This is a genomic window from Exiguobacterium sp. USCH10, assembly GCF_037619445.1.
GTDB lineage: Bacteria > Bacillota > Bacilli > Exiguobacteriales > Exiguobacteriaceae > Exiguobacterium > Exiguobacterium aestuarii_A.
In genome coordinates, this window is the sequence record NZ_JAQPZO010000006.1 from 99,517 (window position 1) to 119,624 (window position 20,108).

Below are 20,108 nucleotides of genomic sequence, written 5' to 3' on the forward strand. Positions count from 1 at the left end.
ATTTGCATGGTTTGTTCATATTGTAAAAATGAAAAAAAAATTACGAGAGAGCATTTGTTTCCAACGTCAGTTTTAAATTTGTTTCCTGAATGTGATTTTAACATTGACGGTGAACGAATGTTTAAAGGAAATAAAATTACAATTAAGGATGTTTGTGAAGATTGTAATAATGGAGTGCTATCTATTCTTGATAACTATGGTAAAGGTCTTGTAGAAAAATATTTTGTAAAAGAATATTTCGGCAATAAAATTATTAGTTTTGATTACAACTACAATATGCTATCTCGTTGGTTACTAAAGCTTGTTTATAATATTGCACGAAAAGAAAAGTTAGATAACAGATGGTTTAATGATAACTTGGAGTATATACTAGGAGAAGAAGAGGTTAACGATAAATTTTCAATTTTTGCTGGGTTAGCAATTAATACGTCTCCATTTCCTGATGAGTTGATGGGATATAGAAAGCTATTAGTATCATTTAATCCAAAAATTTTAAGAAAACCAATATTTGATAAACACTCTCTGGGTCGTCCACAACCTAAATTGTTTCAGAAATCGGACATGAATTTGGAAATAGTAGAGTTTGAGTTCCTGTATAATTCTGCACTTGTTAGACTCGGTTCAGCATTATTTTTGATTTTTCTTTGGGAGAATGAAATTGAGGACCAAACTAGACTTGAAAATGAGGAAGAGATGTTAGCATATTATCCTTACAAGTTATTATCTAATAGTAAAGATAATATCTATTTAAATCGTGTAACTCATGCATTCAACTATCATCATGAGTTAATAAATTTAATTGATTCGGTGCCAGATATGTTTATAGTAGATTCATTTCGTCAAAATTAAAACGAGCGGGAGGAGAGAAGAGCGGTCGTGACACATGTCACGACCGTTTTGTGCGTGCTTGAACAAGATGATTTTGGGTATACTCATTACATAACGAGTAAAGGAGCCAATGCTAATGACACGAGTACGTAAAGCCATCATCCCAGCCGCCGGTCTCGGCACCCGCTTCCTACCAGCCACGAAAGCCATGCCAAAAGAGATGTTGCCAATCGTCAACAAACCGACGATTCAGTTCATCGTCGAGGAAGCAGTCGCTTCAGGAATCGAAGACATCATCATCGTCACGGGTAAGAATAAGCGCGCCATCGAGGATCATTTTGACCGTGCGCTCGAGTTGGAGCAAAACTTGGAGTCAAAAGGGAAGACCCGCTTACTCGAATCGGTCCGACACTCCTCGAACTTGGCGAACATTCACTACATACGCCAACAGGAGCCTAAAGGTCTCGGTCATGCGATTTGGTGTGCTCGGAAATTCATTGGGGACGAGCCGTTCGCTGTCTTGCTCGGAGATGACATCATCGAATCCGATGTGCCGGCGACGAAGCAGTTGATTGACCAATATGAGGCACATGAACGCTCGATCATCGGTGTGCAGCGTGTCCCGTATGAAATGACGAACCGATATGGTATAATTGACCCGCTTGCCGTCGAAGGGAAGCTCATCCCGGTGCGGACGTTCGTCGAGAAGCCGCCCGTCGGTGAGGCCCCATCGAATTTTGCCATCCTCGGTCGCTATGTTCTGACACCGGACGTCTTTGAGGCGTTGTCAGGGCAAGAAGCAGGGGCCGGAGGCGAGATTCAATTGACGGATGCGATCGCACGCTTGAATGAAGCGCAGACGGTCTTTGCTTACGAATTTGATGGTCGACGCTATGACGTCGGGGAACCGATTGGATTCGTCGAGACGACGATTTGCCACGCGCTCAGCGATCCTGATTTAAAAGATGACGTCCATGCCTTGTTAAAACGGCTCGTGGACGAACTTGATCAACAGTAAGGTGTGTTATTTTTGAAAACAATGCTCATGGTGTGTCAAAACTATTATCCGGAGATCGGCAGCGCCGGTAACCGGATGCAAAACATTACGCATTTGATGAAGCAGCGCGGGTATGAAGTCGAGGTCATCACGGCCGCCCCTTCGTACCCGAGCTTTGATATGTATCAGGACGACCGTTTCTGGAATGACCGGGAGCTGAACGATCAACCGTTCATCAAACGACTCATCACGAAGAAGCGGAAACATACGTCCAACATGGTCAGCCGTCTCTTCTTGTTCCTCGAACAGATGGTGAAAGGAATCGGGGCCGTACGTCAGTTAAAATTGAAGCCAGACGTCGTATTTGCGACGACCCCTTCTTTTTTTATGGCGTTTGTCGGGGTATATGCGAAACGGAAGTATCGTGTCCCCCTCATTTTAGACGTTCGTGACCTTTGGCCGGAATCGGTGAAAGGGGTCGGCGTGTTCAAACACGACTGGGTACTCGCGCCGGCATTTTGGCTCGAGAAACGATTGTATCGTGCCGCTGACGAGGTCATCATCAACTCGGAAGGCTTCCGCAGCTATCTTCGTCAACGCGGTGTCTCAAACGAGAAAATCCACTACATGCCGAACTCGATTCGAGAATCGGAACGAGCGCTTGAGCGGACGATCCCGCCGGACGACCGGATGGAGATTTTATATGCCGGAAACATGGGGCTCGCGCAAGACGTGTCACTCTTACTCGAGCTCGCCGAACGATTCCGTGACGAACCGCGGATTCACTTCAAACTGATCGGCTACGGGTATCGGAAAGAAGAGTTGAAGCAGACGATCAAGGAGCGTGGTTTCCAAAACTTCTTGTTCCTTGAAGCGATGCCACGGACGGAGGCGTTCCAAGCGATTAAAAATGCGGACGTCGCCTTTGTCAGCCTGATCGAGCAAGAAGTGTTCGATACGGTCATCCCGGGGAAACTCATCGACTATATGGCGGTCGGCAAACCGATTGTCGCAGCAGTGTCAGGCCATGCGGCGAATGTCATTGAAGCGGCTGAAGTCGGATTCGTCTCTCGGAAACGGGATATCGATGAAATCGAGCGGATTCTCCGCAAGCTCCTCGACCGACCGGACCTTCGGGAGGCGCTCGGGGCGAACGGGATTCGTTACGTCAAAGAGAATTTATGTTGGGAAGAGAATATCGACGTGTTAGATCAAGTCGTACAACAGTTAGTGATGGAGGAAACACAATGAAGTCAGTATGTATGTTTGTATGGAACCATTTTACGAATGATGCGCGCGTTCTTCGCGAATGCTCGGCACTCGCCGAGGCAGGTTATGAAGTTGATTTGATTGCGCTCCAGGACCCGAAAAATAAAGAGTTACCGAAAGAAGAGATGCGTCCGGAAGGCTTCCGCGTCATCCGCGTGAAGCGTCAGCCATCGATTCTTGTCAACGCGCTCAAGTTCGCGAAGAAGACGTACCAATGGGTGAGCGAGAAACGGACCCGTCAAATCGGTGCCGGACTCGTTGGTGCCGGCTTATTCCTACTCGCACCATTCACGATGCTTGCTCTCGGGGCAGCGGTCGGGACAATCTTGTTGCCGCAAGTACGTAAGCAAATCGTCAACGCGAGTGCGATGCTCGAGATGGTGTTCACGTCGACGAAGAAGTCATACGACTTTTATCATGCGAACGATTTGAACACGCTCCCGCAGGCACTCCTCGCCGGAAAAGTGTTCAACAAAGGTCGGATTGTCTATGATTCGCACGAAGTACAGACGGACCGTACCGGTTACGGCTACATCCAAAGTAACCTCGAGGGATGGCTCTTGCCGTTCGTCGATACGATGATGGTCGAGAACCATACGCGCGCGGCACACAACGAAGAGTTATACGGGTTCTATCCGTACGTGCTCCACAACTACCCGTTCTACCGTCCGCTCGACTTCTCGCTCCGTAAGGACTTGCATGCGCTTCTCGACTTGCCGAAAGACGAGAAGATCCTCTTGTACCAAGGTGGGATTCAAGCAGGGCGTGGTCTCGAACAACTCGTGCTCGCGGCGAAAGACTTCAAAGAAGGAACGCTCGTCATGATTGGGGACGGGAAGCTCAAACCGACGATTCAACAGTTGATTGAGACGGAAGGTGTCGGCAATCGTGTCAAGATGATTGACAAAGTACCGGTCGAAGCGTTACCTTACTATACGATGAACGCCTACTTAGGCTTCCAAGTATTGAACAACGTCTGCTTCAACCACTACTCGGCGTCGTCGAACAAATTGTTCGAGTATTTGATGGCCGAAGTACCGGTCGTCTCATGTGACTTCCCTGAAATCGAACGGGTCGTTGCGGGGAACGATGTCGGGGTGCTCGTCGACTCACACGATCCACAATCGATCGCAGACGGCGTCAACCGTTTGATTGAAGACCAAGCACTCTATGCGCGTGTCAAAGAGAACACGAAGACCGCGCGTGAGAAATATAACTGGGATTTGGAAAAAGAGGCACTCTTGAATGTCTACGCGAACGCAGCGGAGCGCAAGTTGCCGATTATGAAAGACGGTGCGCCAAAGCCAGTACAATCTTAAGACTGCGGCTTTGGCCGCGGTCTTTTTTATATGGAAGGAGGACAATTTATGAAACGTCAACAGCAACATCTATTGCGCCAACAAGTATGGCGCAAGCTACAAACCATCTCGGTGAAGGACATTGCCTGGATTATCGCGGGCTCATTCATTCTCTCGTTCGGGGTCAACTACTTCACCGTACCGAACGATTTCTCGGAAGGTGGCCTACTCGGGGTCACGATTATCCTGTACTACGTGTTCGGCTGGGACCTCGGACTCACGTCAATCATCGGGAACGGGATTCTCTTCATCGTCGGCTATAAGCTGCTCGACCGTCGGACAATGGTCTATTCGGTCATCGCCGTCGTCGCGACGTCATTCTTCCTTAGTCTGACGCACGACTGGGGCAGCCCTGCCGAAGATAAGCTGCTCGCGGCCGTCTATGCCGGAATCATGATCGGGGTCGGGATCGGCATGGTGCTCCGTGTCGGCGGGACGACAGGAGGGGGCGTCATCATCGCCCGGCTCATGGAGCGCTATCTCCACTTGAGCGTCGCCGTCTCGATGTTCATCATCGATGCAATCGTCGTCGCGACATCTGGCTTCTTCTTAGGGGAACAAGTCGTCCTCTATACGCTCATCGCCATCATCATCGGCTCGTGGGTCATCGACCTCGTCGCAGAGGGACTCAATATCCGCAAGGCCGTCACGATCATCAGCGACAAGCAAGAAGAGCTCGCCGTCGTCTTGACGGAGACGCTCGGTCGCTCGGCAACGATCATTCATGGACACGGCTACTACACGAAGCAAGACAAGAACATGTTGTATATGATTGTCGACAAACGTCAGATCGCGCCACTCAAAAAAATCGTCCAAGTGACGGACGACCGCGCCTTCGTCGTCATCCACCAAGTGAAGGAAGTCATCGGGGAAGGATTCAGCTACCCGTCCCGATAATTTGAATGCTGGTGTTTTGACGATAACTTCTATATAATAAAAGGCGTGTAAATAGAAGGAGGAACTGACTACTATGCAAACGATCGCTACAATCAGCCTACTTGTCGTGGCTGTCTTATTGATTGTCGTCGTACTGCTCATGTCAGGTCGGTCGCAAGGTCTTGGAGCGATTGCAGGTGGCGCGGAGCAGTTGTTCGGACGCCAGAAAGCGCGCGGCTTCGATGCTGTTTTAAACCGAACTGCAGCTGTACTAGGCACTTTGTTTTTCATTTTAGGATTACTAGTCGCATCATTATGATGATAAGGCTGATCGTTCTCGATTTTCACGTGAGGCGGTCAGCTTTTGTTTTTTCGATTTATTTTTTGGGAATAATGTAGATACGAGGAGATGACAGATAAAATGAAAGTGACTGCACCAAAACCGTTCTTCTTCGAGGGCGGAAAACGTGCCGTGTTGATGTTACATGGCTTCACTGGATCGAGCGCGGATGTCCGCATGCTCGGTCGCTTCCTTCAAAAAGAAGGATACACATGTATGGGACCGATCTATCGTGGTCATGCCGTCCCACCGGAAGAATTACTCCAATATGGACCAGAAGACTGGTGGGAAGACGTCTTGAACGCCTACCAGACACTCGTCGACAAAGGTCATGAGGAGATCGTCGTCTGCGGACTATCGCTAGGTGGCGTGATGTCGCTCCGTCTCGCCGAGGAGAAAGACGTCAAGGCGGTCATCCCGATGTGCGCGCCGACTGGAATCGATGCCGAGGACCGCTTGTACAAAGGAGTCCAGGCATATGCCCGAGAATATAAGGGTAGAGAAGAAAAGTCGCCGGAACAGATCGAGCAGGAGATGGCAGAGTTCAAACCGATGCCAACGCTAAAAGACCTCCGTGCCTTCGTCCGCGACACGGCGTCGAAGCTCGAGGACATCTTCGTCCCGACACTCGTCGTCCAAGGCGCCAAAGACAACATGATCGACCCGGAATCGGCGAATCAAATTTACGAGGCGGTCAACACGTTCCAAAAAGAGTTGCTCATCTATGAGAACTCGGGACATGTGATCACGCTCGACAAAGAAAAAGAGAAACTGCACCAGGACGTGCTCGATTTTCTCGAAACGTTAGACTGGTCAGTCTAAGAAGGAGGTGTCACGTTGAATTTACGTGACCAATTACTAGAGATCCTACAGGCGAGCGAGAAACCGCTCTCTGTCGATCAACTGACCGAGCGACTACAGCTCGCGTCGACGGATGACTTCAAAGAACTCATCCGCACATTGAATGCCCTCGAGGAAGAGGGTGCCATCGGCCGGACGCGGACGAACCGTTACGGGACGCTCGCCTCGCTCGGCCAAGTCGCAGGGATCATCTCGATCCACCAGCGCGGCTTCGGCTTCTTGTCGGTCGAAGGGGAAGCGGAAGACGTGTTCTTGCCGCCCGACCAACTGAAAGACGTCTACCATGGCGATACGATCCTCGTCAAAAAACGCGAGGACAACCGTGGCAAGACAGAAGGAATCCTATTGAAAGTATTGAAGCGCGGACTCTCGGAGTTCGTCGGGACGTATACGCTCCCGAGCGGTCGACTCGACCAGTTCGCCTTCATCGAGCCGGATGACAAGCGCATCAACTTCTGGCCGGTCGTCAACCCAGACAAATCACTTGGTGCCGTCGACGGACATAAAGTCGTCGTGCGCATCACGAAGTATCCGGACGGACGCTTCGCCGGTGCCTGTGACGTCGTCCGCATCATCGGACATAAGAACGACCCAGGTGTCGACATCTTGTCGATCGTCTATAAACACGGCATTCCGACGGAGTTCCCGGAGGACGTGATCGCGCAGGCGAATGCGGTGCCGGACGAGGCGGATGAAAAAGACTTTATCGGTCGCGTCGACCTTCGTGACGAGACGATCTTCACGATTGACGGCGAAGATGCGAAAGACTTGGACGATGCCGTCCACGTCAAAAAACTCGATAACGGGAACTACGAGCTCGGTGTCCATATCGCCGACGTCTCGCATTACGTGAAAGAGGGCTCGCCGCTCGACGTCGAGGCGCTCGAGCGCGGGACGAGTGTCTATCTCGTCGACCGTGTTATCCCGATGTTGCCGCACCGACTCTCGAACGGGATCTGTTCCCTCAACCCGCACGTCAACCGCTTGACGCTCAGCTGTGTCATGGAGATCTCCCCGCAAAACGGAAAGGTCGTTCGCCACGACTTGTTTCCGAGTGTCATCAAGACGACGGAACGGATGACGTATACGAACGTCCGTGAGATCATCGAGCGGGATGACGAAGAGACGTTGAAAAAGTACGAGCCGTTCATCGGTGAGTTCGACCTCATGGCCGAGCTCGCGGAAGTCCTTCGGAAACGACGCAACTCGCGCGGTGCCATCAACTTCGATTTCGCCGAGGCGAAAGTCGTCGTCAACGATGAAGGGAAGCCAGCGGATATCGTGCTTCGTCCACGTTCGGTCGCCGAGAAGTTGATTGAGGAGTTCATGCTCGCGGCCAACGAGACGGTCGCTGAACATTTCCACAAGATGGACGTACCGTTCATCTATCGTGTCCACGACAATCCAAAACCAGACAAGCTCGATTTCTTCTTCGACTTCGTCGCAAACTTTGGCGTTCACATTGAACGCATCAAGGGCCAGACGGTCGAACCGAAGACGCTTCAAAAGATTTTGAAGGCGATCGATGGGGAACCGGAAGAGCCGGTCATCAGCACGATCATGCTTCGTTCGATGCAACAGGCGAAGTATGACGACGTATCGCTCGGTCACTTCGGACTCGCGACGGACTTCTATACGCACTTCACGTCACCAATCCGTCGTTATCCGGACTTGATTGTCCACCGTCTCATGCGCACGTACGTCTTCAACAACGACTTGTCGGAGAAGACGATTGCGAAGTACGAGGACCGTCTCGGGGCGATTGCCGAACAGGCATCGAAACGGGAACGTCGTTCGGTCGACGCAGAGCGCGAGACACAGGCGCTCAAGAAAGCCGAATACATGGAAGCCCATCTCGGTGAAGAGTTCGATGGTGTCGTCGCCGGCGTCACGAACTTCGGGATGTTCGTCGAACTTCCGAATACGATTGAAGGGCTCGTTCGTCTTCAGTCGATGGATGACTACTACCACTTCGATGAATCACAGCTCATGCTGCTCGGGGAGCGGACAAAACGTCAGTTCCGGATCGGGGACGCCGTCCGTGTCAAAGTCGACGCCGTCAATCTAGACGAGCGAACGATTGACTTCACGGTCGTCGGCATGCCGAAACGGGAACCATCGACGCGTCGCCAACCGACGACGATCAAAGCGAAAGGCGGTCGTCCGAAAAAGGATGAGAAAGACCGTCGCGGCGGTCGCGGTCGGGACGACAAGAAGAAGCGCGGCAAACCAGGAAGACCTGGGAAGCCGGGCAAACCAGGCGAGAAACCGAAACGTGACGGGGAGAAGTCTTCCCAAGGCCGTTCGGCACTCGACTTGAAGAAGAAAGACAAGCACAAACGAAAAGGCGACGCCAAACGAGGTGCGAAGAAGCGTCGCTGACGGGGAAGGGCTCGTCCCTTCCTCCGTATCTTGTAGATAAAGGACTGAATGTGTATGGCCAAGAAGAAAGATTCGAACGCACTCGCCCAAAACCGCAAGGCATCCTTTGATTATGCGATCGAGGATACGATTGAGGCAGGCATGGTGCTCACAGGGACGGAGATCAAGTCGGTCCGTCAATCGAAGATCAATATCGCGGATGCGTACGTCCGATTCGATGGGGGCGAGGCGACGCTTCACAACTGTCATATCAGCCCGTTCGACCAGGGGAACCGCTTTAACCATGAGCCACTTCGCGTCCGAAAGCTATTGTTGCATAAGAAGCAAATCAATCAGCTTATCGGGGCATCAGGGCGTGACGGTTACACGATCATCCCGCTCAAAGTGTATATCAAGAACGGGTTCGCCAAGTGCCTGCTCGGCGTCGGAAAAGGGAAGAAGAAGTACGACAAACGCGAGGACTTGAAGAAGAAAGATGCGAAGCGTGACGTCGACCGCGCGATGCGCGATCGGCAAAAATACTGACAACGAATCCTGATTGTGGTATATTAAATATAGTACCAATTACCACCCCGGGGACGTTATGGATTCGACGGGGGTAGGTCGGTCGTATGTGGCGTGTCGAGGGGTCGGCCTCGTTAAAACGCAAACGCCTATAACTGGCAAAACTAACACACAACTCGCAGCAGCCTAAGTGCCCTGCGGATCCTGACATCCATCGCTTGTGTGGATGACTTTCAGGGTCTCAAACTAAGCAAGCTACGCTTCAACCTCGCCGTCTGAGGGCGCGAAGAAGAGATGAAACAGACTGGATGCGACAACGCCTGTTTATCGGCAGTGTCACATCGAGATTCAATAGATAAACTACACACGTAGAAGCATACGTTACGATGCCTTCGGACGCGGGTTCGACTCCCGCCGTCTCCATTTTGAAGCAGTCTGTAACGACTGCAATCAATGATTTTCATGAAGACCTTCTAATTTCATTGAGATTAGAGGGTCTTTACTTTTGCTTGAGAGTCAGCCACAAAGAAAGGAAGGTGAAGAGCATGGGGAAATATCAACTAGACACGAGAAGCAAAGTAGCTGCGGCGAAATACCAAGACGGGAAAAAGCCGACTGTCTCGAACAAGAAGGAACGATTGAACAAGCTTCGTGAAGCGTATTTGCAGAAGCAACAAGAGAAGAAGTGATTTGACGAAGGATTATTGAGTGCCTGCTCATTAATCCTTTTTTTATGGATAGCGAAAACCGATTATTAGGTTTTTGAATGGATTCAAGGGATTGAGCATTCCTTTGTTGAATAGAAACTACGAGTTGTTTTTTGAAAATCGTCATGAAATTTACATATCAAAGGAGAATTCCTCATGTCTAAAAAATCGACGGAACTTATTGTGAATGGAGTCAAAAAATATGGTCCGACAGTGGTCGAACTTGCATTAAAACATAACAAAGAAATCATTGGAGCTTTAGAGTCAATCAATTTAAAGAAACGATTAAATAAATCCGATGATCTCAATCAAAACTCTAAAGTAGCTAAAGGCAAGAACAAGCATCCACGAAAGCAACGATATCAGTACTATTTAACTGAAGTGATTCCTACGTTGGATACTCGAAATCGCGATGAGTTACTTGAATATAAGTTGGAAGTGGAGCAATGTATTCAAAAAATCAAAATGGAGCAAGCACAAGACATCGTTATCAAAAAACAGATTCATGAGGGGCGGATAAAAGAGTGGGAAGCCATTCTCTCTTACATCGTGAGTCAAATAACAATCAAAGACTATATGGAATATTTAAGACTATTCAATAATCCAGAGTATCAAAGTGAATATTTCGCAGGCTTTAGAGGAGATGTAGAGAAATTTAAAAAACTGAATACGGTCGAGGAGTATGATGTGCTCGTTCAGTATGTTCATGAAAAAACAATGATTGATATCGAACAAATCAAAAGAGAGTTTTCTGCTCCTGTATGAAGCACCGCGATCCACTTCCTATCTGTATTCGTTATAATCAATAGTGCAACGAATAGATGGAGGTGAAGTCGTTGGGATGGGATTTAAGTGTCGCTGAGGCGAAAGATATGTATTTAACCGAATCTGACTTATGGCGCTTTACGCAACAATTTCTGATGAACGCTTCTCACACGACTACGTACAAACATGTATTGATGAAGGCGTTACTTGAATGTACAACAGAATTAAATGAATCAGGTGTCGTGTCATTCCATCAGATTGCTAAACATGTGACGAAAATCTATTGGAATCTCATTGTGACACATGGTTTGACACAGATGAATCAACTAGGAAAGCGGAGCGCTGTTGAAAAAGCGATGGTCTTCTTTCAGAAAGAAAATGACATCCCACGAGATTGGAACTTCGACCGCTTACCAGAACATCAACAAAGTCAATTGATCCGGAACGTGAATCAATTTTATAAAAAATACGTATATGGTTCTTTCTATCGCTCATTTAACGAAACGATTTACTCCTTTAATCGAAGAGAAGAGTGGATTCAGCTCGTTCCGGTGTATGTTGTATTTTTTGAAAAATACAAACGCATTCTAATGAACGTGACAAACTATCAGTTAGCCGTCTTCTTAGAGAAGTACAATTCACAAGATGCGATGAAACGGATCTTGAGTAAGCTGGAGTTTGTGTCTGTGCGTCAATCGCTTGAAGAGTTTAAACAAATTTTATTAAGCCACGGTCATTCAACATGTTTTTATTGCTTAAAGCCGGTAAAACAGATTCACGTTGATCATTTCATTCCTTGGTCTTATATGCAAAACGATGTCTTATGGAACTTTGTTCTTGCATGTCCGACGTGCAATACGAGCAAGAATAGTCGATTAGCGAAGATTGATTATCTTTATACTTTGGTAGAACGAAATCATGAACTGCGTACGTCAGAACATTTGTCTACATACAAAGAGTCAAAACTTATTCATTTGTATCATTACGCTGTTCAAAATGGATTTGAAAATAGTTGGGCACCGAAGGCGTGAAAAAAGTCGGACTACGGTTCTGCCTGTAAAAAAACTCTATTAATGAACGGTCAAACCGTCACCTTAACCTTCCAGAGAGTAAATGGAGAAATATAAATAAGCAATGCGTGAGTGGATAAGTAATGTCAAATGATTTAGAAACGTTAATTGTGTCAGGCCGATTTAAAGAAGTAAAAGATATCTATCAAACTACTGATTTTGAAACATTTAAATATGTTATGAAGAGTCTAACCTTCAAATTGGGAGTGGCGAATTAATGAAAAGGATTTGTGATTGTGAGAATTTGAAAAGAATCGCTATAGAGGCGGATATGGGGGCGGACCCGACATGGTGTGCGGTCTGTAAATACAATATAGAGATGGATGAGTTCGCGATTTCTGACCAATTGAAGCGTGATTTCCATGAATGGGTTAGTCGATTCGGGGAATGGATTGATTGGGACACGGATACACTTGCTAAAGGGTGGGAAATCAAGGTGGAACAACATAATCGAGAAGGAGACTTACTTTCGAAGCGTTTACAAGTAGCGCTTGGTGAAGCATATGAAATTGAATTCACTCCTTCAGACACAATTGAGGAAGGACACTTTTGACAGTTGTCCTTCCTCAACATTATATTATTTTGGCAATAGGACGCCTTGTCCGAAGCGAGAGTATGTCCCAAGTCGCCATACCTTTTCCATCGGTCCGTACGTGAAACGGCGAAGCCATAACATACTGAATACAATCAATACGATGTTGATGAGGATTGCCCATAATCCTGTTTCAATCGTTGTGAACGTCTGTCCGAATGTAGCAACAGTCACCATAAGTGCAGTCTGAAGCAAGTAATTCGTCAACGCCATACGACCAAATGCTTGAAGTGGGGCGAACCAGGAACGTGTCGTCCGTAGTTGACTCATATTGACAAGGACGGTGATATAGAACGTCGCTAAAAAGGGAGCTGACCAATTCGAATAGTCGAGCATACGGATATATGCTTGAATTTCTTCATTGGTCGGGGTGTAGCCGACGTTGAAATACGATAAGCTTGGTAAATTCGTATATTGTAGCCATACAAATCCGGCAGATAGGATGCCGGTGACGACTAGTCCAAGCTGCCAACGTACCCGGTGCGTATTGATGCGACGAAACACCTCATGCTGACCCGCTGCAAGCCCGAGCAAGATGAGAGCAAGTGGCATCAACAATTTCGTCCCGGTATAAGTGAAGGCAGCTAGTCCGATCAGACCTAGAAGCAAATTGACTGAACGAGGAAGACGGTATGCAAACAGGAGGAGTAGCCCGCTCACAGCGTATATCGTCAACGCCTCACCCGGCTGAAATTGCATATGAATCAAGCCGAAGCCAAGTAAGAGGAGCAATCGTTTCGTAAATAAAACGTAGGCGCGATCTCCGCGTTCTATTGCTCGATGGATAAAGAGGTAGAATCCGACACCAAACAAAAATGAGAAAATCATAAAGAACTTTCCATCGATGAAGATGTGCAGGGCATATACATAGTAATGTTCCATAATGGTGTTCGGGTCGCTCGGACGTAATAAACTGAGAATGTTCATAAAAATGATCCCGAATAAGGCGAAGCCTCGCAGTGTATCGAGAACATTGATTCGTTCGTTTGTAGGTGTTGCTGTCATGTAATTATCTCCTTTCAATTTCCTCTTCCGAGTATGAAGGGAGCATCTTACATGTTGTATGCGGTAACCTTACAAAATCCTGAACTTCACCAAGATTAACAATCCCAGAAATTGTATGTTACACTAGGTGAAAACGATTAGGCGTAAACAGATGACCATTCATTTTGATCAGATGACGGAACAAGAAGTCTCGCATTATGTGATTTGGTTGATTGACGATTATGCAAAAAATGTCGCGCGCAAGAGGAATCGACTCAATTGATTCGGGACCTCTTCCCAGACAATCAACCCGAGAAAGGACAGACGGTTGTTCATGTGATGAACGCAAACACTCGTGTCGGGATTTTGGGGTATGCGTTTCAAGCTGAATCGAACCGCATCTTCATTTATCACATTTTGATTGAAGAGATGTACCGTGGGCAAGGGTATGCGACAGCGGTGTTTGAGAAACTTGAAAGAGTTGCCTCAGAAGAACTTGGCGCAACATCCATTGGACTAAGTGTATTCGGCACGAATCCAGACGCACAGCGATTATATAAACGACTCGGATTCCAAGAAGCGTCCATCGCCATGAATAAACAGTTGTGAGAGGGTTTGATATGAAACTTTACTTGAAGTGGCTTTTGCCGGGATTGATGTTCACTCATCTTACAGCGAGCCGAGATTCGTGTCCACTATACCAGTAAAAACGGAGACCTTCTAGATGACGGTACTGGTTTAGATTTATCGTTTTAACAGTAATCCCACTCTTCAATCGGAAAGTGGGATTTGTTCAGTTAAACACTCGACTGATCCAGCGTTTGAAAAAGGGTTGGCCTGATTGTGTCACGCTATGATTGTCGATCTCCACCTCTTCGATTGTCTCATTCGGAGACGTCAATTGAATCGTCATCTCGTCACCAAACCCAGTCGTGACACCACTCTCAAATCGGAGTTTTCGCGTCACATACGCGTTTGCGTATAAGAAACCACCCTTTTCATACACTTGTACATCCTGAATCGTATAGTGGAATTGCTCGACCCAATCTCGTTGACCGAGGAGGAGACGGACGACGTCATCTTCGTGTGACAGTTTCGTTCGCTCAATGTTATCGAGTGGGGTATGTGCTTCAATCGCTGCTTGCTGTGCTTCTAAAATATCTTTGAAGTGATGTGTCGCAACTTCCGTCGTCCATGCAGCGGAACCTGTCTTTGACTCTGTCGCATAATGGAAAAGAGCAAATCCAATCAAGGCGAATAACGCCAAGACACTTACTCGTTTGAACTGTTTCATCGTCGAGCTCCTTCCATATCAATTCAAGATTGAAGACGTTAAAAGGTTGTCAATGGACCTCGCTATTACTCGAGAATGTGACTTATTGACCGGTGATTTGATCCACCCAATTCGCGACCAAGTCCGCGCTGCCATCTTGGAACATAAATATGGATACTCCGATCATCACAAGCCCGACTAAAATTAATCCACCTTGTTTTGCGCTACTTGCAATCCCTCGCACGATGAGGATCACTCCCAATCCAAGCAAAAGAAAATACCAGAATCCCATGAATATTCCTCCTTTTTCTAATTATTCTCATTTTATTACGTATCGAACGGACGGGCTCTACATACTTAGACTGATTTATTTTTTCGAAAAGACGGGTACATTACCTCTATGTGAAAATGAAGGGGAGTGAGCTTTATGCGGAAAACGATTGTCATTGCAGGGGCGAGCGGCTATATCGGCTCGAATGTGATGGAACAGCTGAAAGAAGAGTACGATATCGTCGCGTTATCGCGATCGACGAAGAATAAAGAAGATGAGGCCCATATCACGTGGCGTGCCTGTGATTTGTTCTCATACGAAGCAACGAAAGAAGCATGTGAGGGCGCGGATTACGCGATGTTCCTCGTGCACTCGATGATTCCGGACGGCGGCTTGACGCAAGCGACGTTCGAGGACATGGACGCGCTCATTGCGGATAACTTCGCCCGGGCGACGAAGGCGAACGATATCGAACAGATTGTCTATTTGAGTGGGATCATCCCGAAACAAGAGAAGACGTTGTCGCGTCACTTGAAGAGTCGACTCGAAGTCGAACGCATCCTCGGCGGACAAGGAGTACCGGTAACGACGATTCGGGCTGGACTGATCATTGGTCCGGAAGGTTCGTCGTTCCCGATTTTAGCGAAGCTCGTCAAACGGTTACCGACGATGATCTTGCCACGCTGGACGAAGACGGAAACACACCCGATCGACATCCGGGAAGCCGTTCAGGCACTCATCTCGGTAGTTGGTGCCGAGTCGCTTTACGACCGTCATATCGATATCGGGGGTCCTGAGGTGATGACGTATCGGAAGATGATCGAACAGACAGCCGAAGTCATGGATAAGCGTCGCGTCTTAATCGACTTCCCGTTCCCGACAATCAAACTGTCGCGTCTGTGGGTCATGGCGGTCACGGGTGAACCGAAGGCGACCGTCTACCCGCTCGTCGAGAGCATGGGGCACGCGATGGTGGCGGAAGATACCGTCGAAGGCATCGGTCAGGGAGAGATTCCGTTCAAACAGGCTGTCGAACATGCGCTTGAGAAAGAAGAGAAGCAGTCTTCGGGTAGTAAGAAGAAAAAGCAACCGAAATCGTATACGGTCCGCTCGATTCAGCGGTTCGGTCTGCCGGAAGAGAAGTCGGCGCTTTGGATGGCGGACACGTACTTCGAGTGGCTCGGTCGTTTTATGTATCCGCTCATTCAGACGACAAAAGAAGACGATGATTGGGAGATCGCGCTTCTCGATCCGTCATTCGTCGCGCTTCATCTATCGCTTGAACAGGAAGCGACAGACGATATGGCATCCTTTGCGATTGACGGGGGCAAGTTTGTCAAATTGAGTGAAGAGGATAAGACAGGGCGTCTCGAGTTCCGACGATTACCGGAGTCAGATGAAGGACTCGTCGCCATCCATGAGTTCGTACCGGCCCTCCCATGGTGGTTCTATACGAAGACACAGGCGAAAGCCCATCTCCTCGTCATGTGGCTGTTCGGTCGTCACGTGAAGTTGTTGGCGAAAGATGCAGAAGACGGCGATCAAGTCGTAGAGGCTCCGACGAATTAAAGGGAGACGCATCGAAAGGTGCGTCTTTTTCTTTTGTACATTCTGTTAACGTTTTTCTCAACCCGTTTACAAGCCTTCTTTCCAGGCGTACACTAAACTCGTTTTTGAACTGATTGGAAAGAAGGAATGTATGATGCAAGACTCACTCTCCACGCGTGAGATGTGGCAAAAAGACATCTCGGCCGGAATCACGGTCGGTGTCGTCGCCATCCCGCTCGCCATGGCATTCGCCATCGCCTCAGGGGTCCCGCCGGTGTACGGGCTCTACACGTCCATCTTCGCTGGAATCCTCGTCAGCCTGTTCGGGGGTTCGACGTTCCAAATTGCCGGGCCGACGGGAGCGTTCATCCCGATTGTCTCGGGTGTCGTTCTCGCATACGGATATGAGGGATTGCTCGTCACGACCGTTCTTGCGGGGATCTTACTGCTCCTCATGAGTGTACTTCGGGTCGGACGGCTCATCCGCTTCATGCCCCGTGCCGTCACCATCGGCTTCACGGCAGGGATCGCCGTCGTCATCTTCGTCGACCAGCTCGATGAGTTGTTCGGGGTCACGTTTAAAAAGGCGCCGCACTTTCATGAGAATCTGCTTCGTCTCGGTCAGGCGCTTCCCGAAGCATCGATGTGGCCGATTGTCATTGCTGGGATCGGCTTTTTGACGCTCTGGCTCGTGCCGAAGCTGCCGTTCCGTTTACCGCTCTTACTCATGGCGATGCTCGTCCCGACGTTCGTCAGTCTCCTCATCCCAGGTAAAGTCGCGACAATCGGGAGTGCCTACGGCGGTATCCCAAGCGGACTGCCAGAATTCAACTGGCTCGCGATTGACGTCGACTTGATCACCACGCTCCTTCCGTCTGCGTTCGCCATCGCCTTCCTCGGTGCGCTCGAGTCACTTCTTTCGGGAACGGTCGCCGATGGGATGGCGGGGACGAAGATGAAGCCAGACAAGGAACTGTTCGGGCAAGGGCTTGCGAACGTGATCACACCGTTCTTCGGTGGAATCCCCTCGACAGGTGCCATCGCTCGGACGGCGACAAACATTCAAGCGGGAGCGGTCAGCCGACGCGCCGGTGTCATTCACGGCATCACGGTCCTCGTTGCAGTGCTCGTCCTCGCGCCGTTTGCGAGTTACGTGCCGCTCGCCGCACTCGCTCCAATTTTGATGCGGGTCGCTTGGAACATGTCCGAGCGTCATCACGTGATGGCGATGTTACGTCATCGTTCATCCGAGTCGCTCGTCCTTCTCGTCACGCTACTGTTGACGGTATTCGTCGACTTGGTCGTCGCCGTCGAGGTCGGGGTCATCTGTGCGCTCGCGCTCTTCGCGAAGCGGATGGCGGATACGATTGATGTGCGTGAACGGACAGAACGGTATGTCACGCGGGACGGACAAATCGTCTTCAGTGTCGAAGGTCCGCTCTTCTTCGGTGCGGTCGAGTTGTTCGAGCACGTCCTCCATCACATCCATCGGGAACCGAACGTGTTCATCTTCAACTTTCACCGCTGTCCGGTCATCGACGTGACCGCGGTCGAAGAGTTGCGGCGTGTCATCACCGAGCTGAAAGTAGCCGACCGGCATGTCATCTTCGCGCACCTGTCACCGTCGGTCCGGGCAACGCTTGCTCACTATGGACTACTCGACGGGATCGAGACGTTCGAGACAACACAAGAGGCAATCGAGGCGTCTTAACGAACGGACAAGATCTCTCCGAATGGGACGCGCCGTATTTCACCGTCGAACAGTTCGACTTCGCGCTCGGCATAATAGATGGCGTGGACGTAGCCGCGCATGCTTTTCGTTAAGCCGTCTACGAACAAGGTCACCTCGACCTGGTCGCCTTCACGAATGGCGCGTTCGAGCTCGGTCTGCCAGAGATAGAGAAGCTGTTCGTCCAAATCGGGCAGCTCGATCTTTTGGATTTGGGCATAATAACGTTTCAGTAGGGCGACGTGCTCGGGCATGAGAAATGGGATCCATTTCAACTCACCCCGGTCACGATAGCGGGTCTTACTCATGAGGAATCGCCTCCTTGTTTGTGTCCGCCAATTAAACGTTGGCGCGTCCGAAGCGGACTGTCTTTCAGTAAGCTCGATGCCGGTCGGATTGTGCCGCGACCGAATCGGACGTTCAAACCGTCAATCAAATCGAGGAAGTCGAGCCGTTTCGCCTTCGCCCATTCGTCTTCGAAGAACGACAATTGGACGTGGTCGCTCCGTGGCTCGAGTTTGCCGAGTGCGACCGAGACGTAGCGGACGGCCTCTGTCTCTTCCCAGCCGTCTAAAAATAGTTGCAATAAGATCGGTAAAAATTCTTGCTCGTCCGCTGTGAAGCGGGGGAGTTTCTTTTGTTTGCTGAACCCACCTCGGTCACTCGTCCGCGTATAACGTACCCCGAGATGAATCGTTCCCCCGACGAGTCCTGCTTGCCGGGTCCGCATCCCGACTTCGACCGCAATCGCTTGTAGGACGAGCCGGATCGAGGAATACGTCGTGTAATCTTTCATGAGGGTGATTCCGTGTCCAATCGACTTCGGTCGCGTCCGTTTCGCCCCGAACAAGGAACTCGCCGGCAAGATGGTCGGCGACTCATCGATGCCCCAGGCGTGATGCCAGAGTTCGGCACCGATCACGCCGAATTTTTCATGAAGAGACTCGAGCGGATAGCGGGCCAAATCACCAATCGTGAAAATGCCGAGTCGCTGCAAGTGGACCGCCATCTTCGCCCCGACGCCCCACATCTTCTCAATCGGGGCAGGGTGAATCAGTCGCTCGACGTCATGGAGGAAACATGTGGCGACACCTTTCTTTTTCGCATGCAAGTCGAGGACGAGCTTGGCGAGGACGTTGTTCGGTCCGATGCCGATGGTCACAGGGATGCCCGTATAGCGAAAAATCGTCGCACGCATGAGGTGGGCGACGTGCTCGTCACTACCGAACAACCGCTCCGTTCCCGTCATGTCGACGAGCGTCTCGTCAATCGAGTAGACGCGAATCGCTTCGGGCGGGGCGAACTGATGGAGGATGTGGATGATTTGGATGGAGACGTTCAAGTAATGACTCATCCGTGCCTCGGCATACAAAACGTCCCGTCGTTCGTGCCACGGGAGGCGGTCGATGTGGAAGCGACGCGATCCGGTCTTGATGCCGAGTTGCTTCATCTTCGGGGTCGCCGCCAGGACGAGTGCCCCGCTATCCTGTAAATTCGAGAGGACGACGAGCTTCGTGCGGTAAGGATTTTTGTTGCGCGCGGCACACTCGCAACTGGCATAGAACGAGACGCTGTCGATACAAAAGATTCGTCTGCGCATCGTCACCACTCCTTTTTTACGAACAAATGTTCTGTTTTTCTCATCGTAACACGGTCTCACGCCGTCTCAAATAGTGAATTGAAAATATTTTTACAAAGACTTTTTGAAAATTAACCAAAATTTATAGGTTTTTAACATGACAAAAACCAACTTT

20 protein-coding genes, 1 other RNA gene and 2 pseudogenes are annotated in these 20,108 nt (G+C 49.5%); 18 read left to right on the plus strand and 5 right to left on the minus strand.

Annotated features, from left to right (window positions below; genetic code table 11):
• Nucleotides 1-6 precede the first annotated feature (6 nt).
• The 15 genes and pseudogenes from PQI28_RS10840 (at nucleotide 7) to PQI28_RS10910 (ending at nucleotide 12,510) form a co-directional block, all read left to right on the plus strand.
• Nucleotides 7-849: a hypothetical protein gene (locus PQI28_RS10840; RefSeq protein WP_339963280.1), complete on the plus strand. Its 843-nt coding sequence runs from the start codon at nucleotides 7-9 to the stop codon at nucleotides 847-849.
• A 115-nt stretch (nucleotides 850-964) separates the two neighbouring features.
• Nucleotides 965-1,846 (plus strand): UTP--glucose-1-phosphate uridylyltransferase GalU, encoded by an 882-nt coding sequence (gene galU / locus PQI28_RS10845; RefSeq protein WP_214693547.1) that lies wholly within the window; start codon nucleotides 965-967, stop codon nucleotides 1,844-1,846.
• Between the two features lie 21 nt (nucleotides 1,847-1,867).
• On the plus strand, nucleotides 1,868-3,076 hold the full coding sequence (locus PQI28_RS10850) for a glycosyltransferase family 4 protein (protein WP_337874626.1): 1,209 nt from the start codon (nucleotides 1,868-1,870) through the stop codon (nucleotides 3,074-3,076).
• On the plus strand, nucleotides 3,073-4,413 hold the full coding sequence (locus tag PQI28_RS10855; RefSeq protein WP_214874630.1) for a glycosyltransferase: 1,341 nt from the start codon (nucleotides 3,073-3,075) through the stop codon (nucleotides 4,411-4,413). Before PQI28_RS10850 ends, PQI28_RS10855 begins: the two co-directional genes overlap by 4 nt.
• A gap of 48 nt (nucleotides 4,414-4,461) precedes the next feature.
• Nucleotides 4,462-5,349 (plus strand): YitT family protein, encoded by an 888-nt coding sequence (locus PQI28_RS10860; protein ID WP_083600113.1) that lies wholly within the window; start codon nucleotides 4,462-4,464, stop codon nucleotides 5,347-5,349.
• A 73-nt stretch (nucleotides 5,350-5,422) separates the two neighbouring features.
• Entirely contained in the window at nucleotides 5,423-5,647 is a 225-nt protein-coding gene (gene secG / locus PQI28_RS10865) for a preprotein translocase subunit SecG (protein ID WP_012726902.1), read from the plus strand.
• 102 nt (nucleotides 5,648-5,749) lie between these two features.
• Nucleotides 5,750-6,490, plus strand: coding sequence for an alpha/beta hydrolase (locus PQI28_RS10870; protein ID WP_074033592.1), 741 nt, complete (start codon nucleotides 5,750-5,752; stop codon nucleotides 6,488-6,490).
• A gap of 15 nt (nucleotides 6,491-6,505) precedes the next feature.
• Nucleotides 6,506-8,911 carry a ribonuclease R gene (gene rnr / locus PQI28_RS10875; protein WP_339963282.1) on the plus strand — a complete coding sequence of 802 codons (2,406 nt, stop codon included), beginning with the start codon at nucleotides 6,506-6,508 and terminating at the stop codon, nucleotides 8,909-8,911.
• Between the two features lie 54 nt (nucleotides 8,912-8,965).
• The gene (gene smpB / locus PQI28_RS10880; protein WP_214693541.1) at nucleotides 8,966-9,436 is read left to right on the plus strand and encodes an SsrA-binding protein SmpB; all 471 of its coding nucleotides are present in this window, start codon (nucleotides 8,966-8,968) and stop codon (nucleotides 9,434-9,436) included.
• 49 nt (nucleotides 9,437-9,485) lie between these two features.
• Nucleotides 9,486-9,841, plus strand: a transfer-messenger RNA (tmRNA) gene (gene ssrA / locus PQI28_RS10885).
• A 119-nt stretch (nucleotides 9,842-9,960) separates the two neighbouring features.
• Nucleotides 9,961-10,104 (plus strand): alcohol dehydrogenase, encoded by a 144-nt coding sequence (locus PQI28_RS10890; protein WP_214746089.1) that lies wholly within the window; start codon nucleotides 9,961-9,963, stop codon nucleotides 10,102-10,104.
• Nucleotides 10,105-10,278: 174 nt separating this feature from the next.
• Nucleotides 10,279-10,887 carry a hypothetical protein gene (locus PQI28_RS10895; RefSeq protein ID WP_339963283.1) on the plus strand — a complete coding sequence of 203 codons (609 nt, stop codon included), beginning with the start codon at nucleotides 10,279-10,281 and terminating at the stop codon, nucleotides 10,885-10,887.
• Between the two features lie 71 nt (nucleotides 10,888-10,958).
• A complete protein-coding gene (locus PQI28_RS10900) occupies nucleotides 10,959-11,918 on the plus strand; it encodes an HNH endonuclease (protein WP_339963284.1) in 960 nt (319 codons plus the stop codon).
• 12 nt (nucleotides 11,919-11,930) lie between these two features.
• Nucleotides 11,931-12,014: pseudogene (locus PQI28_RS10905) on the plus strand (SAR2788 family putative toxin); the annotation flags it as partial.
• 160 nt (nucleotides 12,015-12,174) lie between these two features.
• Entirely contained in the window at nucleotides 12,175-12,510 is a 336-nt protein-coding gene (locus PQI28_RS10910) for a hypothetical protein (protein ID WP_339963285.1), read from the plus strand.
• 24 nt (nucleotides 12,511-12,534) lie between these two features.
• Here the strand turns inward: PQI28_RS10910 and PQI28_RS10915 are convergent, their stop codons facing one another.
• On the minus strand, nucleotides 12,535-13,554 hold the full coding sequence (locus PQI28_RS10915) for a DUF418 domain-containing protein (RefSeq protein WP_339963286.1): 1,020 nt from the start codon (nucleotides 13,552-13,554) through the stop codon (nucleotides 12,535-12,537).
• A gap of 246 nt (nucleotides 13,555-13,800) precedes the next feature.
• Between PQI28_RS10915 and PQI28_RS10920 the strand changes: the two are divergent.
• Nucleotides 13,801-14,142: pseudogene (locus tag PQI28_RS10920) on the plus strand (GNAT family N-acetyltransferase); the annotation flags it as partial.
• A 184-nt stretch (nucleotides 14,143-14,326) separates the two neighbouring features.
• Here PQI28_RS10920 and PQI28_RS10925 read toward each other — a convergent pair.
• Complete coding sequence (locus PQI28_RS10925; RefSeq protein ID WP_339963287.1) at nucleotides 14,327-14,827, minus strand: hypothetical protein; 501 nt, start codon at nucleotides 14,825-14,827, stop codon at nucleotides 14,327-14,329.
• Between the two features lie 82 nt (nucleotides 14,828-14,909).
• Nucleotides 14,910-15,098: a hypothetical protein gene (locus PQI28_RS10930; RefSeq protein ID WP_339963288.1), complete on the minus strand. Its 189-nt coding sequence runs from the start codon at nucleotides 15,096-15,098 to the stop codon at nucleotides 14,910-14,912.
• A 135-nt stretch (nucleotides 15,099-15,233) separates the two neighbouring features.
• On the opposite strand from PQI28_RS10930, the gene PQI28_RS10935 reads away from it, so the two are divergent.
• Both PQI28_RS10935 and PQI28_RS10940 read left to right on the plus strand, forming a co-directional pair.
• The gene (locus tag PQI28_RS10935) at nucleotides 15,234-16,646 is read left to right on the plus strand and encodes an NAD(P)H-binding protein (protein WP_339963289.1); all 1,413 of its coding nucleotides are present in this window, start codon (nucleotides 15,234-15,236) and stop codon (nucleotides 16,644-16,646) included.
• A 133-nt stretch (nucleotides 16,647-16,779) separates the two neighbouring features.
• Nucleotides 16,780-18,336 (plus strand): SulP family inorganic anion transporter, encoded by a 1,557-nt coding sequence (locus PQI28_RS10940; RefSeq protein ID WP_339963290.1) that lies wholly within the window; start codon nucleotides 16,780-16,782, stop codon nucleotides 18,334-18,336.
• Here PQI28_RS10940 and PQI28_RS10945 read toward each other — a convergent pair.
• Together PQI28_RS10945 and PQI28_RS10950 are read right to left on the minus strand one after the other, a co-directional pair.
• Nucleotides 18,333-18,662 carry a YolD-like family protein gene (locus PQI28_RS10945; RefSeq protein WP_214785804.1) on the minus strand — a complete coding sequence of 110 codons (330 nt, stop codon included), beginning with the start codon at nucleotides 18,660-18,662 and terminating at the stop codon, nucleotides 18,333-18,335. The two genes, PQI28_RS10940 and PQI28_RS10945, sit on opposite strands and share 4 nt — an antisense overlap.
• Complete coding sequence (locus tag PQI28_RS10950) at nucleotides 18,659-19,954, minus strand: Y-family DNA polymerase (protein ID WP_214785803.1); 1,296 nt, start codon at nucleotides 19,952-19,954, stop codon at nucleotides 18,659-18,661. The genes PQI28_RS10945 and PQI28_RS10950 overlap by 4 nt, the downstream gene beginning before the upstream one ends.
• Between the last annotated feature and the right edge of the window lie 154 nt (nucleotides 19,955-20,108).

Excerpts from the sequence above, each read along its gene's own strand:
- PQI28_RS10925 (WP_339963287.1), bottom strand. The coding sequence starts at position 14,827 with ATGAAACAGTTCAAACGAGTAAGTGTCTTGGCGTTATTCGCCTTGATT.
- PQI28_RS10950 (WP_214785803.1), bottom strand. The coding sequence starts at position 19,954 with ATGCGCAGACGAATCTTTTGTATCGACAGCGTCTCGTTCTATGCCAGT.
- PQI28_RS10945 (WP_214785804.1), bottom strand. The coding sequence starts at position 18,662 with ATGAGTAAGACCCGCTATCGTGACCGGGGTGAGTTGAAATGGATCCCA.
- PQI28_RS10890 (WP_214746089.1), top strand. The coding sequence starts at position 9,961 with ATGGGGAAATATCAACTAGACACGAGAAGCAAAGTAGCTGCGGCGAAA.
- secG (WP_012726902.1), top strand. The coding sequence starts at position 5,423 with ATGCAAACGATCGCTACAATCAGCCTACTTGTCGTGGCTGTCTTATTG.
- galU (WP_214693547.1), top strand. The coding sequence starts at position 965 with ATGACACGAGTACGTAAAGCCATCATCCCAGCCGCCGGTCTCGGCACC.
- PQI28_RS10895 (WP_339963283.1), top strand. The coding sequence starts at position 10,279 with ATGTCTAAAAAATCGACGGAACTTATTGTGAATGGAGTCAAAAAATAT.
- PQI28_RS10910 (WP_339963285.1), top strand. The coding sequence starts at position 12,175 with ATGAAAAGGATTTGTGATTGTGAGAATTTGAAAAGAATCGCTATAGAG.
- PQI28_RS10840 (WP_339963280.1), top strand. The coding sequence starts at position 7 with ATGGTTTGTTCATATTGTAAAAATGAAAAAAAAATTACGAGAGAGCAT.
- PQI28_RS10850 (WP_337874626.1), top strand. The coding sequence starts at position 1,868 with ATGCTCATGGTGTGTCAAAACTATTATCCGGAGATCGGCAGCGCCGGT.
- PQI28_RS10935 (WP_339963289.1), top strand. The coding sequence starts at position 15,234 with ATGCGGAAAACGATTGTCATTGCAGGGGCGAGCGGCTATATCGGCTCG.
- PQI28_RS10930 (WP_339963288.1), bottom strand. The coding sequence starts at position 15,098 with ATGGGATTCTGGTATTTTCTTTTGCTTGGATTGGGAGTGATCCTCATC.
- PQI28_RS10860 (WP_083600113.1), top strand. The coding sequence starts at position 4,462 with ATGAAACGTCAACAGCAACATCTATTGCGCCAACAAGTATGGCGCAAG.
- PQI28_RS10915 (WP_339963286.1), bottom strand. The coding sequence starts at position 13,554 with ATGACAGCAACACCTACAAACGAACGAATCAATGTTCTCGATACACTG.
- PQI28_RS10855 (WP_214874630.1), top strand. The coding sequence starts at position 3,073 with ATGAAGTCAGTATGTATGTTTGTATGGAACCATTTTACGAATGATGCG.
- PQI28_RS10870 (WP_074033592.1), top strand. The coding sequence starts at position 5,750 with ATGAAAGTGACTGCACCAAAACCGTTCTTCTTCGAGGGCGGAAAACGT.
- PQI28_RS10940 (WP_339963290.1), top strand. The coding sequence starts at position 16,780 with ATGCAAGACTCACTCTCCACGCGTGAGATGTGGCAAAAAGACATCTCG.
- smpB (WP_214693541.1), top strand. The coding sequence starts at position 8,966 with ATGGCCAAGAAGAAAGATTCGAACGCACTCGCCCAAAACCGCAAGGCA.